This window comes from Microbacterium phycohabitans (assembly GCF_032464935.1).
Classification (GTDB): Bacteria; Actinomycetota; Actinomycetes; order Actinomycetales; family Microbacteriaceae; genus Microbacterium; species Microbacterium phycohabitans.
Genome location: NZ_JAWDIT010000001.1, coordinates 426817 through 439902 on the forward strand (window position 1 = coordinate 426817; position 13086 = coordinate 439902).

12 protein-coding genes are annotated in these 13086 nt (G+C 70.7%); 6 read left to right on the forward strand and 6 right to left on the reverse strand.

The window, feature by feature from the left end; all coding sequences use genetic code 11:
* Positions 1-14: 14 nt before the first annotated feature.
* The 4 genes from RWH44_RS01980 (at position 15) to RWH44_RS01995 (ending at position 4271) form a co-directional block, all read left to right on the forward strand.
* Positions 15-1679 carry a PTS mannitol transporter subunit IIBC gene (locus RWH44_RS01980; protein WP_298874414.1) on the forward strand — a complete coding sequence of 555 codons (1665 nt, stop codon included), beginning with the start codon at positions 15-17 and terminating at the stop codon, positions 1677-1679.
* A gap of 104 nt (positions 1680-1783) precedes the next feature.
* Positions 1784-2221, forward strand: a complete 438-nt coding sequence (locus tag RWH44_RS01985; protein WP_298874411.1) for a PTS mannitol transporter subunit IIA — start codon at positions 1784-1786, stop codon at positions 2219-2221.
* Complete coding sequence (locus RWH44_RS01990; protein ID WP_316003272.1) at positions 2218-3369, forward strand: mannitol-1-phosphate 5-dehydrogenase; 1152 nt, start codon at positions 2218-2220, stop codon at positions 3367-3369. The genes RWH44_RS01985 and RWH44_RS01990 overlap by 4 nt, the downstream gene beginning before the upstream one ends.
* 119 nt (positions 3370-3488) lie before the next feature.
* Positions 3489-4271, forward strand: coding sequence for an alpha/beta hydrolase (locus RWH44_RS01995; protein ID WP_316003273.1), 783 nt, complete (start codon positions 3489-3491; stop codon positions 4269-4271).
* 83 nt (positions 4272-4354) lie between these two features.
* On the opposite strand, the gene RWH44_RS02000 is transcribed toward RWH44_RS01995, so the two are convergent.
* The 3 genes from RWH44_RS02000 to RWH44_RS02010 are packed head-to-tail and all read right to left on the reverse strand — an operon-like array spanning position 4355 to position 7593.
* Positions 4355-6016: a tripartite tricarboxylate transporter permease gene (locus RWH44_RS02000; protein WP_316003274.1), complete on the reverse strand. Its 1662-nt coding sequence runs from the start codon at positions 6014-6016 to the stop codon at positions 4355-4357.
* A gap of 12 nt (positions 6017-6028) precedes the next feature.
* Positions 6029-6580: a tripartite tricarboxylate transporter TctB family protein gene (locus tag RWH44_RS02005; protein ID WP_298874399.1), complete on the reverse strand. Its 552-nt coding sequence runs from the start codon at positions 6578-6580 to the stop codon at positions 6029-6031.
* Complete coding sequence (locus tag RWH44_RS02010) at positions 6577-7593, reverse strand: Bug family tripartite tricarboxylate transporter substrate binding protein (protein ID WP_298874396.1); 1017 nt, start codon at positions 7591-7593, stop codon at positions 6577-6579. Before RWH44_RS02010 ends, RWH44_RS02005 begins: the two co-directional genes overlap by 4 nt.
* 170 nt (positions 7594-7763) lie before the next feature.
* Between RWH44_RS02010 and RWH44_RS02015 the strand changes: the two genes are divergently transcribed.
* Together RWH44_RS02015 and RWH44_RS02020 are read left to right on the forward strand one after the other, a co-directional pair.
* Positions 7764-9350 (forward strand): ATP-binding protein, encoded by a 1587-nt coding sequence (locus RWH44_RS02015; RefSeq protein WP_316003275.1) that lies wholly within the window; start codon positions 7764-7766, stop codon positions 9348-9350.
* Positions 9350-10030 carry a response regulator gene (locus RWH44_RS02020; RefSeq protein WP_298874390.1) on the forward strand — a complete coding sequence of 227 codons (681 nt, stop codon included), beginning with the start codon at positions 9350-9352 and terminating at the stop codon, positions 10028-10030. Before RWH44_RS02015 ends, RWH44_RS02020 begins: the two co-directional genes overlap by 1 nt.
* Before the next feature lie 193 nt (positions 10031-10223).
* Here the strand turns inward: RWH44_RS02020 and RWH44_RS02025 are convergent, their stop codons facing one another.
* The 3 genes from RWH44_RS02025 to RWH44_RS02035 are packed head-to-tail and all read right to left on the reverse strand — an operon-like array spanning position 10224 to position 13086.
* Positions 10224-11330 (reverse strand): adenosine deaminase, encoded by a 1107-nt coding sequence (locus RWH44_RS02025; protein ID WP_316003276.1) that lies wholly within the window; start codon positions 11328-11330, stop codon positions 10224-10226.
* A gap of 26 nt (positions 11331-11356) precedes the next feature.
* Positions 11357-12688: a thymidine phosphorylase gene (locus RWH44_RS02030; protein ID WP_316003277.1), complete on the reverse strand. Its 1332-nt coding sequence runs from the start codon at positions 12686-12688 to the stop codon at positions 11357-11359.
* On the reverse strand, positions 12685-13086 hold the full coding sequence (locus RWH44_RS02035; RefSeq protein WP_316003278.1) for a cytidine deaminase: 402 nt from the start codon (positions 13084-13086) through the stop codon (positions 12685-12687). Before RWH44_RS02035 ends, RWH44_RS02030 begins: the two co-directional genes overlap by 4 nt.

Below are 13086 nucleotides of genomic sequence, written 5' to 3' on the forward strand. Positions count from 1 at the left end.
AAGGAGACACAGCAATGACGACGACGTCACCCGCCAAGAAGCCGGGAGGAGCGCGGATCGCGGTACAGCGATTCGGTACGTTCCTCTCCGGCATGATCATGCCGAACATCGCAGCCTTCATCGCATGGGGCTTCATCACCATGCTCTTCATCCCCGCCGGGTTCTTCGGTGCGAACAGCCCCTTCGGCTGGCACTGGGCCCCGGTCGCCGAGATCCTCGGCGGCGGCGGTGACGCCGCCACCATCGGATGGCCGGGAGCGGCGACCGCGCTGACCGCGAACGCCGACGGCAGCACCTACCAGGGCTACGTCGGTCTGGTCAGCGTCATGATCACCTACCTGCTGCCCCTTCTCATCGCCAACACCGGTGGACGCATCGTCTACGGCGCGCGCGGTGGCGTGGTCGCGACCATCGCCGTCATGGGCGTGATCGTGGGCACCAACATCCCGATGTTCCTCGGCGCGATGATCATGGGCCCGCTCGCGGCCTGGATCACCAAGCAGATGGACAAGCTGTGGGACGGCAAGATCCGCCCCGGCTTCGAGATGCTCGTGAACAACTTCTCCGCCGGCATCCTCGGCATGATCCTCGCGATCGTCGGCTTCTTCGCCTTCGGTCCCGTCTTCCTCGGCATCAGCGCGGTCCTCGGCAGCATCGTCGCGTTCCTCGTGCAGTTCAACCTGCTCCCGGTGCTGTCGATCATCGTCGAGCCCGCCAAGGTGCTGTTCCTCAACAACGCCATCAACCACGGCGTGTTCACCCCGCTCGGCATCGAGCAGGCGGCGGAGAGCGGCAAGTCGATCCTCTTCCTCATCGAGGCGAACCCCGGCCCCGGCCTGGGTCTGCTGCTGGCGTTCACGTTCTTCGGTGTCGGCGCCGCCAAGGCTTCGGCTCCGGGCGCGATCGTCATCCAGTTCCTCGGTGGCATCCACGAGATCTACTTCCCGTACGCCCTCGCCAAGCCCGCCACGATCCTCGCGCTCATCGCCGGTGGCGCCTCGGGCGTCGCGACCAATATGATCTTCGGCGGTGGCCTGGTGTTCCCGGCAGCCCCCGGCAGCATCATCGCCGTGACGGCCGCTGCGGCCGGTGGCGGAGTGGGCAATGTGCTCGTGGTCTACCTCTCGGTGGTCGTCGCCGCCGTGGTGACCTTCCTCATCGCGGGCATCATCCTCCGCGCCTCGCGCAAGCGCGACGCCGAGGCGGAGGGCGACAGCTTCGCCGCCGCGATCGACCAGACCGCCGCCAACAAGGGTAAGGAGTCGTCCACCCTGGGCGCCCTCCGCACCCGCGCCGCCGGCACCACCGGTTCGGGCACCACCGAGACGGCCGACCGCGATGTCGACGCCGCGCTCGGCGGTCTCGAGGGCGGGGTCGCCACGAAGCAGCTGAACAACATCGTGTTCGCCTGCGACGCCGGCATGGGCTCCTCCGCGATGGGCGCGAGCGTCCTGCGCAACAAGATCAAGAAGGCCGGCATCGAGGGCGTCACGGTCACCAACCAGGCCATCGCGAACCTCGACGGCTCGGCCGACCTGGTCATCACGCAGAACCAGCTCACCGACCGCGCGAAGGCGCAGTCGCCCGACTCGGTTCACGTGTCGGTGGACAACTTCATGAACTCGCCGCGGTACGACGAGGTCGTGGAGATGGTCCGCGCTCAGCACGAAGCCAAGTAATCCCCTACCACGCCAGGGGCCGGAGCGTCAGCCCGGCCCCTGGCGTCTTCCCGTCCGGCCCGCGTTTTGCCAGGCTGGACAGCACGACGAGAAAGGCGAGAACCATGTCGAACGTCCTCCGCATCGAATCCGTCCGCATCCACCCCGGGAGCGCCACCCGCGAGGAGGCGATGAAAGAGGCGGCCGACCTGCTCCAGGCCACCGGGTCCGTGACCGAGGCGTACTTCGCCGCCATGCAGCAGCGCGAGGAGACGGTCTCGACCTACATGGGCAACGAGCTCGCCATCCCGCACGGCACCAACGAGACCAAGCAGGCCATCCTCGCCTCCGGTCTGTCGGTCGTCCGCTACGACGGCGGCGTCGACTGGGGCGGAGAGCCCGTGACGTTCGTCATCGGCATCGCCGGCAAGGGCGACGAGCACCTCGAGATCCTGTCGCAGATCGCCATCCTCTTCTCCGAGGAGGACGACGTCGCGCGTCTGAAGGCCGCCTCCTCCCCCGAGGAGCTCTACGAGGCCCTCGCGGGTTCCGTCAACGCATGAAGGCCGTCCACTTCGGCGCCGGCAACATCGGCCGCGGCTTCGTCGGGCTCCTGCTGCACGAGGGCGGGTACGACCTCGTCTTCTCCGACGTGTCCGCAGCTCTCGTCTCCGCCATCAACGACGCCTCGTCGTACACGGTCCACGAGGTGGGCGAGGGCGGCGTCGACAAGCAGGTGACGAACTTCCGCGCCATCGACAGCTCGGTGGATGCCGAGGCCCTGGTCGACGAGATCGCCACCGCCGACGTGGTCACGACCGCCGTCGGTCCCACCATCTTGAAGTTCGTGGCTCCGCACATCGTCGCCGGCCTCGCGCTGCGCGATCCGTCGCTGCCGGCGCTGCAGGTCATGGCGTGCGAGAACGCCATCGGCGCGACCGACCAGCTGCGCGACCACGTCGTCGAGCTCGCCGGTGAGGCGTGGGATGCTCTGGCGTCCCGTGCCGTCTTCGCCAACACCGCGGTCGATCGCATCGTCCCGGCGCAGGCCCAGGGCGGCGTCGACGTCACCGTCGAGCCTTTCTACGAGTGGGCGATCGAGCGGGCGCCGTTCGGCGACACCCCGCCGCACATTCCCGGCGCGCACTTCGTCGACGACCTCGAGCCCTATATCGAGCGCAAGCTCTTCACGGTCAACACCGGCCACGCCACCACCGCGTACTTCGGGGCGCAGGCGGGCATCGAGCGCATCTCCGACGCCCTCGCCGACCCCGCGATCGCGGCCAAGGTCGAGGCGGCGCTCGAGGAGACCAGCGCACTGCTCGTGCAGAAGCACGAGCTCGACGCCCAGGTGCAGGGCGAGTACCGCGCAACGATCCTGCGCCGTTTCCGCAACGCCGCCCTCCCCGACACCGTGTGGCGCGTCGGTCGCCAGCCGCTGCGCAAGCTCTCTCGACACGAACGTTTCGTGGGTCCCGCGGCCGAGGCGATCGAGCGGGGTCTGCCCGTCGACGCGCTCGTGGCCGCGATGGCCGCGGCGCTGGAGTTCGTGGATGCCGAGGACGCCCAGGCCGTCGAGCTGCAGCGCCTGCTGCGCGAGCTCGACGCCGAAGCGTTCACCGCCCAGGTGACCGGCCTCGACCGCGCGCACCCGCTGTTCGGGCGGGTCGTGGAGGTCGTCTCCGCACGACAGGCGGCCCTGGCCTCCTGAACCTCCGACACCGCCGACGCGGCCGCAGCGAGCGGCGCGTCGGCGGTGTCGTGTTCGCGCTCGACGCCGTTCAGCGCCGCGCCGCGCGGCGCGGCGAGCCCGGGGATACGCTCGGGGACGTGACCGACAGCACGCGCCCCACCGATCCGTCCGCCGCCCCCGCGCCGCGCCGCCGACGCCGATGGCTGCGCTGGACCCTCGGCGGCCTCGGCGCGATCGTCGTGCTGCTGGTCGGCGGCATCCTGATCTACAGCCAGGTCGGCGTCATGGGGGCCGAAGCGGGCCCCCTCGCCGAGGCCGAGGCGAACCCCGGGCTGACGATCACCGACGACGGCGCGGGCATCGTGCTCTCCCCCGCCGCCGGCGCGACCGGGCAGGGACTGGTGTTCATCCCCGGGGCCAAGGTGGAGGCCGAGGGGTACATCGCGACCCTCGCCGACACGGTCGTCGACGACGGTGTCACCGTCGTGATCACCAAGCCCTGGCTGAACCTGGCGTTCTTCGATCCCCGTCCCCTGTCGACGTTCACCGACCTCGCGCCCGATGTCTCGACGTGGGCGGTGGGCGGTCACTCGCTCGGCGGAGTGCGCGCGTGCCAGCTCGCGACCGACGCCGATGCGCTCGTGCTCTTCGCCTCGTACTGCGCGAACGACCTGTCGGCATCCGGACTGCCCGTGCTGAGCCTGTCGGGATCGGAGGACGGCCTGTCCACCCCGCAGAAGATCGCGGATGCCGCGGGCGAGCTGCCCGCCGACGCGACCTTCGTCGAGATCCCCGGCGCCTCGCACGCGTCGTTCGGCGCCTACGGCCCGCAGCCCGGCGACGGCACCCTCACCGCCGATCCGGCCGAGGTCGACCGGATCATCGCCGAACAGCTCGCCGGTTTCCTGCCGCGCCCCTGACCCCGGCCGTCGCGCAACGTCGAGCGTCCAGAACACGCCGCACCCCGCGCCCGGGATACGGCGTGTCGTGGACACTCGAGGCGTCAGGGCTGCGGTGGCTCGCCCCGCGCGGCCCGGGCCCTCTCGGCCGCGAGCTCCGCGCGGATCGTGTCGGTGCGCACGTCGGTCGGACGCTCCCCCGGCTCCCACAGGTGGTCGACGCCGGCCTGCGGGTGCCCCTCGGTCGCGGCGAGCGAAGCCTCCAGGGCCCGCTCGTAGCGGCTCTGACGGCGCTTGAGCCACAGCCCCACCACGAGGAACACCGCCAGCAGCACGTACGCCGACGCGGCGAAGGGGTGCAGCACGAGGTCGGCGACGTTGCCCTGGCTGAGCTGCAGCGCCTTGCGCAGCTGCTGCTCGCCCATGGGGCCCAGGATCAGCCCCACGATGAGCGGCGCGATCGGGAAGCCGAAGCGCCGCATGAAGTACCCGAGCGCCCCCACGATCAGCAGGATCACGATGTCGAGCGTCGAGAAGCTCACCGCGTACGCGCCCAGCACCGCGAAGGTGAGGATGCCGGCGTACAGGTACGGACGCGGGATCTGCAGCACCTTCACCCACAGCCCCGCCAGCGGCAGGTTCAGCACGATCAGCAGCACGTTGCCGATGTACAGGCTCGCGATCAGCGCCCACACCAGATCGCCCTGGTTCTGGAAGAGCTGAGGACCGGGCTGGATGCCGTAGGACTGGAACGCCGTGATGATGATGGCCGCCGTCGCCGTCGTCGGGAGCCCCAGGGTCAGCAGCGGCACGAGCACGCCGGCCGCGGCGGCGTTGTTGGCCGCCTCGGGTCCGGCGACGCCCTCGATGGCCCCGCGGCCGAACTGCTCCCGGTTCTTCGACAGCTTCTTCTCGCTCGCGTACGACAGGAAGGTCGCGACGTCCGCACCGCCGGCGGGGATCGTTCCGATCGGGAAGCCGATGAAGGTCCCGCGCAGCCACGGCTTCCACGAACGGCGCCAGTCCTCCTTGGTCATCCAATTGCGCCATCCGCGTGTGACCGGGATGACGGGGATGGGTCCGTGGCGCAGACGAGCGGCGACGTACAGGGTCTCCCCCACCGCGAACAGGCCGACGGCCACGAGCACGACGCTCACGCCGTCCGACAGCGCCAGGACGCCCATCGTGTACCGGGCCTGACCGGTGGTCGCCTCGGTCCCGATGAGCCCGACCAGCAGACCGATGCCGAGCGAGGCGAGACCGCGAGCCGGCGATGACCCGAGCAGCGCTCCGACGGTGACGAAGGCCACCACGATGAGGGCCACGAAGTCGGCGGGCGACAGGTTCACGGCGACGCGCGCGAGCAACGGAGCGAACAGGGTCAGCAGCGCCGTGGCGATCGTCCCGGCGACGAAGGACCCGATCGCCGCCGTCGCCAGAGCTGCCGCGCCGCGCCCGAGCTTGGCCATCTTGTTGCCCTCGATGGCGGTGATGACGGATGCCGACTCACCCGGCGTGTTCAGCAGGATGCTGGTGGTCGAGCCCCCGTACATCCCGCCGTAGTAGATCCCCGCGAAGGTGATGATGGCCGCTGTCGGCGACAGCGAGTAGGTCAGGGGCAGCAGGAGGGCGACGGTCATGGCCGGCCCGATGCCCGGGAGCACGCCGACGGCGGTTCCGATGATGACGCCGAGGAGCGCGAACAGCAGGTATTCCGGCTGCAACGCGGTGGCGAAGCCCTCCATGAGGGAGTTGACAGCATCCATGTCGACGGTCTCCTAGCCGAACAGGGGTCCGGGGCCGTACCACCAGTCGAAGGCGGCCCCGCGGGGAAGGAAGAGGCCCAGGCCCTCACCGAAGAGGAGCTGGGTGCCGATGCCGATGACGAGACCGACGAGGAAGGCGACCCACGGGCGCTTGGCGCCGAGGCTCCATGCCACGCCGCCGAACAGCAACGCGGCGACCATCCACCAGCCGAGCAGTTCGAGAAGCAGCAGCACGGCGACCAGCAGGGCGACGAGCTTCAGGATCGTGAACCAGTCCGTCTTGGCATCCGGGTCGATGTCCTCGCCCTCCTCGCGCGGTGCCACCTGGCCGCGCAACGCGGCGATGACGAGCGCGGCGCCGGAGCCGAGCAGGATGACCGCGACGGCGAAGGGGAACACCTGAGGGCCGATCGCCGCCCCCGCCGGGACGCGGATGGCGAAGGCCCCGACGAGGGCGAAGACGCCGAGACCGAAGACGACGCCCGCGAAGATCGCGTTGCCGATCCGGTCGGCGCCCCACCGGGGGCGAACGGTCGCCGCCCCCGGTGCGTCGGTGGTCGTCACGACACCAGCCCGATGTTCTTCAGAGTGCCCGAGACGTCGACGATGTTCTCCTCGACGAAGGAGGTGAACTCGTCTCCCGTCAGGAAGGCGTCGGTCCAGCCCCGCTCCTCGAGCACGCTCTTCCAGGCGTCGGAGGAGTGCATGTCGGTGACGAGCCGGGTCAGGCCCTCGGCATCCGCCTCGCTGATCCCCCCGGGGGCGAGCAGCCCGCGCCAGTTCGTGTAGACGACGTCGTAGCCCTCGCTCGTCATGGTCGGCACGTCGGGCAGAAGCGCCGCGGGCTCTTCGCTCGAGACGGCGAGGGCGCGCAGGTCACCCGACTCGACGTACTCCGCGAACTCGCCGACTCCCGAAATTCCTGCTGCCGCGTTGTTCCCCAGCAGCAGCGACACCGCCTCTCCGCCGCCGGCGTTGGGCACGTAGTTGAGCTTCGAGGTGATGTCGGCGCCCGAGAGCCCCGCCTCCTCGAGCAGGAGCCCCGCCAGGATGTGGTCGGCGCCGCCGGCCGAGCCGCCCGTGATGGTGACGCCCTGACCGTCGGCGACGACCGCGTCGACGAGATCCTTCAGCGTTTGGTACTCGCTCGCGGCGGGGACCACCACCACGAGGGGCTCCTCGGTGAGGCGGGCGATCGGGGTGGTGTCCTCGATGCGGTTCTCGGCGGCGTTGGTCTCGACGGCTCCGACCATCACCAGGCCCGTGACCATGAGCGTGTAGGGGTCGCGTTCGTTGGCGAGCGAGGCGAGACCGACCGTGCCGCCGGCGCCGCCGACGTTGCTCACGGCCGCGGTGCCGACGAGCTCGTCGCCGGTGAGCACGTCGGAGACGGCGCGGCCGGTCTGGTCCCAGCCGCCGCCGGGGTCGGCGGGGACGACGATGTTCACGGAGTCGATCGCCGCGGCGTCCTGAGAGGCGGCGGCTCCGCCGGCGCCCGCGCCCTGCGGGTTGCAGCCGGTGAGGGCCGCGAGCGACAGCGCGGCCAGGGGGACGAGGGCGATGGTGGTGCGACGCATGCGCGGTACTCCTCTTCGAGTTCGGGTGAGGCGCCGTCGCCTCCCCGTTGATCGCTCACGGTAGGCAGAGCACCCGGATGCCGTCGCGCTTGCGCAACTAAGAACGAGTTCGGCAACTATTGGTCGCGATCCGCACTCGGCGCCGGTCGGCGGCCGGGTGAGAATGGAGCGTGGTCCGAGCACTGTCGCTGAGACTGCAGCTGTTGCTGCTGCAGGCGTCGATCGTGTGCGTCGTGACCCTCGGGGCGGGGCTCGTCGCCGTGTGGATCCAGGAGAGCGCGATCCGCGACTCCTACCGCGAACGCATGGTCGGTGTCGCTCTGTCGATCGCGCGCCTGCCCGTCATCGTCGAAGCGTTCGACGACCCCGACCCCGCAGCGGTCATCCAACCGGTCGCCGAGGTCATCCGGGAGGCGTCGTCGCTCACCTACGTCGTGGTCACCGACGTCGACGGCATCCGCTTCTCGCACCCGAACCCCGACCGCATCGGCGAGAGCGTGTCGACCGACCCGTCGATCCCGCTGTCGGGGCAGGTGTGGTCGGGCACCGAGACGGGCACGCTCGGCGAGTCGTACCGGGTGAAGGTGCCCGTCTACGCCGACGGCGACACCGGCGAGGACGACGCGGGTGCCGAGATCATCGGGTCGGTGTCGGTGGGCGTGCTGGAGTCGGAGCTGGCGGCCGATCTGCAGGCGAGGCTGCCGGGGCTGCTGCTCGCGTTCGGCGGAGCAGCCGTGGCGGGAGTGTTCGGCGCGGCCTGGGTGGCGGCTCTCATCCGCCGACGGATCTTCGGACTCGAACCCGATGAGATCGCCGAGATGGTCGGCGAGCGCGAGACCATGCTGCACCGCCTGAGCGAGGGAGTGATCCGCGTCGATCATCGCGGCGTCGTCACGAGCGCGAACGACGCCGCCGAGCGCATCATCGACCGCGGTCCCCTGCAGGGCCGCCGTGCCGACGAGACGCTCGACGGCCCGCTCCTGCAGGTGATGGAGGACGGCGAGCCCGGCGGCCGTCTGGTGCTCGCCGGGGAGCGTCCCGTGATCGCCCGGTCGACGGGCCTGCGCGACGACCGGGGGCGCCTGGTCGGTGCGACCCTGCTGCTGCGCGACCACAGCGAACTGCACGAGGCGTTGCGGCAGATGGACGGCCAGCAGTCGCTGACCGAGGGCCTGCGCGCCCAGGCGCACGAGTTCGCGAATTCCCTGCACGTGGTTTCGGGATTGCTCGAACTCGGCGCGTACGACGAGGCCCGGGACTTCATCGCGCGCGTGCGTCCGGGCGGGTCGCTGGATCTGGGGCCGGATGCCGCGGGCCTCGGCAGCGAACTGACCGCGCTGTTGGCGGTGAAGCTGGCGCGATCGCGCGAGCTCGACGTCGCGCTCGAGATCGTCGCCGACGGCACGCCGCCGGCGGATGCGGTCGGCGACATCGTGACCGTGGTGGGCAACCTGGTCGACAACGCGTTGGAGGCCTGTCGCCCGGGCGATCATCTGAGGGTGACGGTGGATGCCACGACCGCCGCCGTGCGGATCATCGTCGACGACAGCGGCGCGGGGGTGCCCGAGGCGCTCCACGACCGCGTGTTCGAGGAGGGAGTCAGCACCAAGGACACCCGGCACCGCGCGCGTGGCATCGGCCTCGCCCTGGTGCGGCGCGTCGCGCGTCGTCGCGGCGGCGACGCGCGTGTCTCGCGCTCGCCCCTGGGCGGCGCCCGCTTCGAGGTCCTGCTCCCCGAACCCGAGCGGGTCTCGTGATGGTGCTGCGCGTCCTCGTCGTCGACGACCAGCCCGCGGTCGCCTCGCTGCACGGCCTGTTCGTCGCCGCCCACGCCGCGTGCGAGGTGGTGGGGACGGCCGGAACCGGACCGGATGCCGTGGCGGCGGTGAAGGAACTCCGACCCGATCTCGTGCTGCTCGACGTGCACCTGCCGGGTTTCTCCGGTCTGGACGCCCTCCGCGCCGTGCGCGGGGATGCCGGGCTCGACCAACCCGAGGTCATCGCCGTGACCGCCGCGCGCGACGTCGACACCGTGCGCACAGCGCGGTTGATGGGGGTGCAGCACTATCTGGTCAAGCCGTTCACCGCGGGCGAGCTGCACGCCCGCATCGACGATGTGCTGGCGGAGCGCCGCTCGTCCGCGGCGATGGCGGGATCGCTCAATCAGCGGGGCGTGGATGCGGTCATGCGACCGGCGACACGGCGGCCCTTGCCGAAGGGGCTGTCGCAACCCACGCTCGACCTGGTGCGCACCGCCATCGGCGATCTCCGCTCGGCGAGCGCGGCCGAGGTCGCCGACCATCTCGGTCTGTCGCGGGTGAGCTGTCGGCGATACCTGGAGCACCTCGCCGACGACGGCGAGTGCGTCCGCAGCCTCGACTACTCCACCGCCGGCCGGCCGAGCACCCGCTACACGGTCGCCACCCCGCCGGCATAGCCCGACGCGGAGCCTCGCGCGCCGCGCAGCTGGCCGCCCCGGCACGCATCCTCCTCGAGTGTCCAGCACACCCGGACGACCCCGCACGCCATCCCGGGTGTCGGGGACACTCGACCATCGTCCACGGGCGGAAGGCGAGCCCGCGAACGGCGAAGGGGCGCGCACCGGCAGGTACGCGCCCCCTCGACGAGACTCAGCGCTGGAAGCCCTCGCTGATGATCTCGATGAGCTCCTCGCGCTCCTCGACCGGCAGGAACGCTCCCGCGGCGGCGTTCAGCTGGAAGGCCTCGAGGTCGTCGAGGTCGTACTCGAACGCCTGGGCCAGCAGCCCCAGCTCGCGGGTGAGCGTCGTGGCGCTCATCAGGCGGTTGTCGACGTTCACGGTGACCGAGAAGTCGAGCTGGTAGAGCAGGTCGAACGGGTGGGCGTCCATGGTGTCGCCCCACGCCGTGACGGCGCCGGACTGCAGGTTCGACGTCGGCGAGAGCTCGAGCGTGATCTCGCGGTCGCGCACCCAGCGCGCCAGGTCGCCGAAGGTGACCTGCACGTCTTCGCCCTCGCGGGAGACCACGTCGAGGTCGTTCGCGATGCGCACGCCGTGACCGAGGCGGAGGGCGCGTCCGTCGATCAGCGCGGAGCGGATGGATGCCAGACCGGCACCCTCACCCGCATGCACGGTCGTCGGGAAGAACTGCTCGGCGAGATAGTCGAACGCCGCGCGGTGACGGCTGGGGAGGAACCCGTCCTCGGCCCCGGCGAGGTCGAACCCGACCACGCCGCGCCCGCGCCACGCGACGGCGAGCTCGGCGATCTCGCGGGAGGTGTCGGTGTGGCGCATCGCAGTGAGGAGCTGGCCGACACGGATGTCGTGCCCGCGGGCGTCCGCGGCATCCTCCCCCTGTTCGATGCCCTCCTGCACGGCGTCCACGACGTCGTCGAGGCTCAGGCCGCGGGTCAGGTGCTGCTCGGGCGCCCACCGCACCTCGCCGTAGACGACGCCGTCGGCGGCGAGGTCCTCGACGAACTCCTTCGCGACCCGCACGAGACCCTCACGCGTCTGCATGACGCCGACCGTGACGTCGAACTTCTCGAGGTAGTCCTCGAGCGAGCCGCCGTCGATGTGGTCGCTGAACCACGCCTCCAGCCCCTTCGCGTCGTCGGCGGGAAGGTCGAGGTCGATCTCGTCCGCGAGCTCGAGCACGGTCTGCGGGCGCAGCCCCCCGTCGAGATGATCGTGCAGCGACACCTTCGGGAGGTTCTTCACCTTCACGCCGTCGACGCGGAAGTCCTCGGGGGCCATGGGCGTGCTCCTTCTGCTGGATGCCATCACGCGGTGATGCGTTCGCGCACGATCGGCGTCGCGGCGGGAGCCGAGTCGCCGATCTCCCACGCCCCCTCGACGGCGCCGAGGGCGCGCTCGAAGCGCGTCTCATCGTCGGCCGACAGGGTGAACAGCGGCTGACCGGCGGCGATGGGCTGGCCGACCGTCACGTGCAGGTCGATGCCCGCGGCGTGCACCACGGCGTCCTCCGCCCGCGCGCGACCGGCGCCCAGACGCCAGGCGCCGATGCCGAACGGCAACGCCTCGATGCGCGTGACGACGCCCGAACGCTCCGCGTAGACAATGTGGGTCTCGCGCGGCGTGGGCAGCGCGGCATCCGGGTCGCCGTCCTGGGCGCGGATCATGCGCTTCCACACGTCCATCGCACGGCCGTCGGTGAGAGCGGCTTCCACGTCGGCGTCGGGCTGACCGGCGAGGGTCAACATCTCACGCGCGAGGGCGACCGTGAGCTCGACGACGTCGGCAGGGCCGCCGCCGGCGAGTACCTCGACGGACTCGCGGACCTCGTTGGCGTTGCCGATGGCGAGCCCCAGAGGGGTGTTCATGTCGGTGAGCAACGCGGTGGTGTTCACACCCGAGTCGGTCCCCAGTGCCACCATCGTCTCGGCGAGCTCGCGCGCGCGATCGATGTCCTGCATGAAGGCGCCGGAGCCGAACTTCACGTCGAGCACGAGCGAGTCGGTGCCCTCGGCGATCTTCTTCGACATGATGCTCGAGGCGATCAGCGGGATGGCCTCGACGGTGCCCGTCACGTCGCGCAGCGCGTAGAGCTTCTTGTCGGCGGGGGCCAGGCCCGTACCGGCCGCGCAGATGACCGCGCCCACGTCGCGCAGCTGCGCCATGATCTCGTCGTTCGACAGCGCCGCGCGCCAGCCCGGGATCGACTCGAGCTTGTCGAGCGTGCCACCGGTGTGGCCGAGACCGCGGCCAGAGAGCTGCGGCACCGCGACGCCGAAAGCGGCGACGAGGGGCGCGAGCGGCAACGTGATCTTGTCGCCGACACCACCCGTGGAGTGCTTGTCGACGGTGACCTTGCCGAGGGATCCGAAATCCATGCGCTCGCCCGAGGCGATCATCGCGTCGGTCAGCACGCGGATCTGATCGCGTCCGAGGCCGTTGAGCAGCACCGCCATCGTGAACGCCGACATCTGGGCGTCCATGACGTAGCCGCGCGTGTAGGCGTCGACGAGCCAGCGGATCTCGCCCTCGGTGATGGCCTTGCCGTCGCGCTGGGAGCGGATGATGTCGACGGCGTCATACGACTCCACCGGTCCCTGAGCCTGTCGATGGGGTCCCTGAGCCTGTCGAAGGGTCATCGGGCCGCCTCCTCGAGGTCGCGCGGGCCGAACGCGTCGGGCAGCACCTCGTCGATGGTGCGGATGCCGCTGACGGTCTCGAGCAGCATCCCCGGGATGGCGTGCTCGAACAGCAGCTGTCGGCAGCGGCCGCACGGCATGAGCGTGCGCCCCTCGCCGTCGACGCACACGAAGGCGACGAGCTGGCCGCCTCCGGACATGTGCAGCTCGGACACCAGGCCGCACTCGGCGCACAGGGTCACGCCGTAGGACGCGTTCTCGACGTTGCACCCCGAGACGATGCGCCCGTCGGCGACGAGCGCCGCGGCGCCCACCTTGAAACGGGAGTAGGGCGCGTACGCGCGGTGCATGGCTTCCGTCGCCGCGGCGCGGAGTTCATCCCAGTCGATGTCGGTCAT

Coding starts and splice junctions, on each gene's coding strand:
- RWH44_RS02035 (WP_316003278.1), bottom strand. CDS start 13,086: ATGACCGACATCGACTGGGATGAACTCCGCGCCGCGGCGACGGAAGCC.
- RWH44_RS01980 (WP_298874414.1), top strand. CDS start 15: ATGACGACGACGTCACCCGCCAAGAAGCCGGGAGGAGCGCGGATCGCG.
- RWH44_RS02010 (WP_298874396.1), bottom strand. CDS start 7,593: ATGCGTCGCACCACCATCGCCCTCGTCCCCCTGGCCGCGCTGTCGCTC.
- RWH44_RS02030 (WP_316003277.1), bottom strand. CDS start 12,688: ATGACCCTTCGACAGGCTCAGGGACCCCATCGACAGGCTCAGGGACCG.
- RWH44_RS01985 (WP_298874411.1), top strand. CDS start 1,784: ATGTCGAACGTCCTCCGCATCGAATCCGTCCGCATCCACCCCGGGAGC.
- RWH44_RS02020 (WP_298874390.1), top strand. CDS start 9,350: ATGGTGCTGCGCGTCCTCGTCGTCGACGACCAGCCCGCGGTCGCCTCG.
- RWH44_RS02025 (WP_316003276.1), bottom strand. CDS start 11,330: ATGGCCCCCGAGGACTTCCGCGTCGACGGCGTGAAGGTGAAGAACCTC.
- RWH44_RS02000 (WP_316003274.1), bottom strand. CDS start 6,016: ATGGATGCTGTCAACTCCCTCATGGAGGGCTTCGCCACCGCGTTGCAG.
- RWH44_RS01990 (WP_316003272.1), top strand. CDS start 2,218: ATGAAGGCCGTCCACTTCGGCGCCGGCAACATCGGCCGCGGCTTCGTC.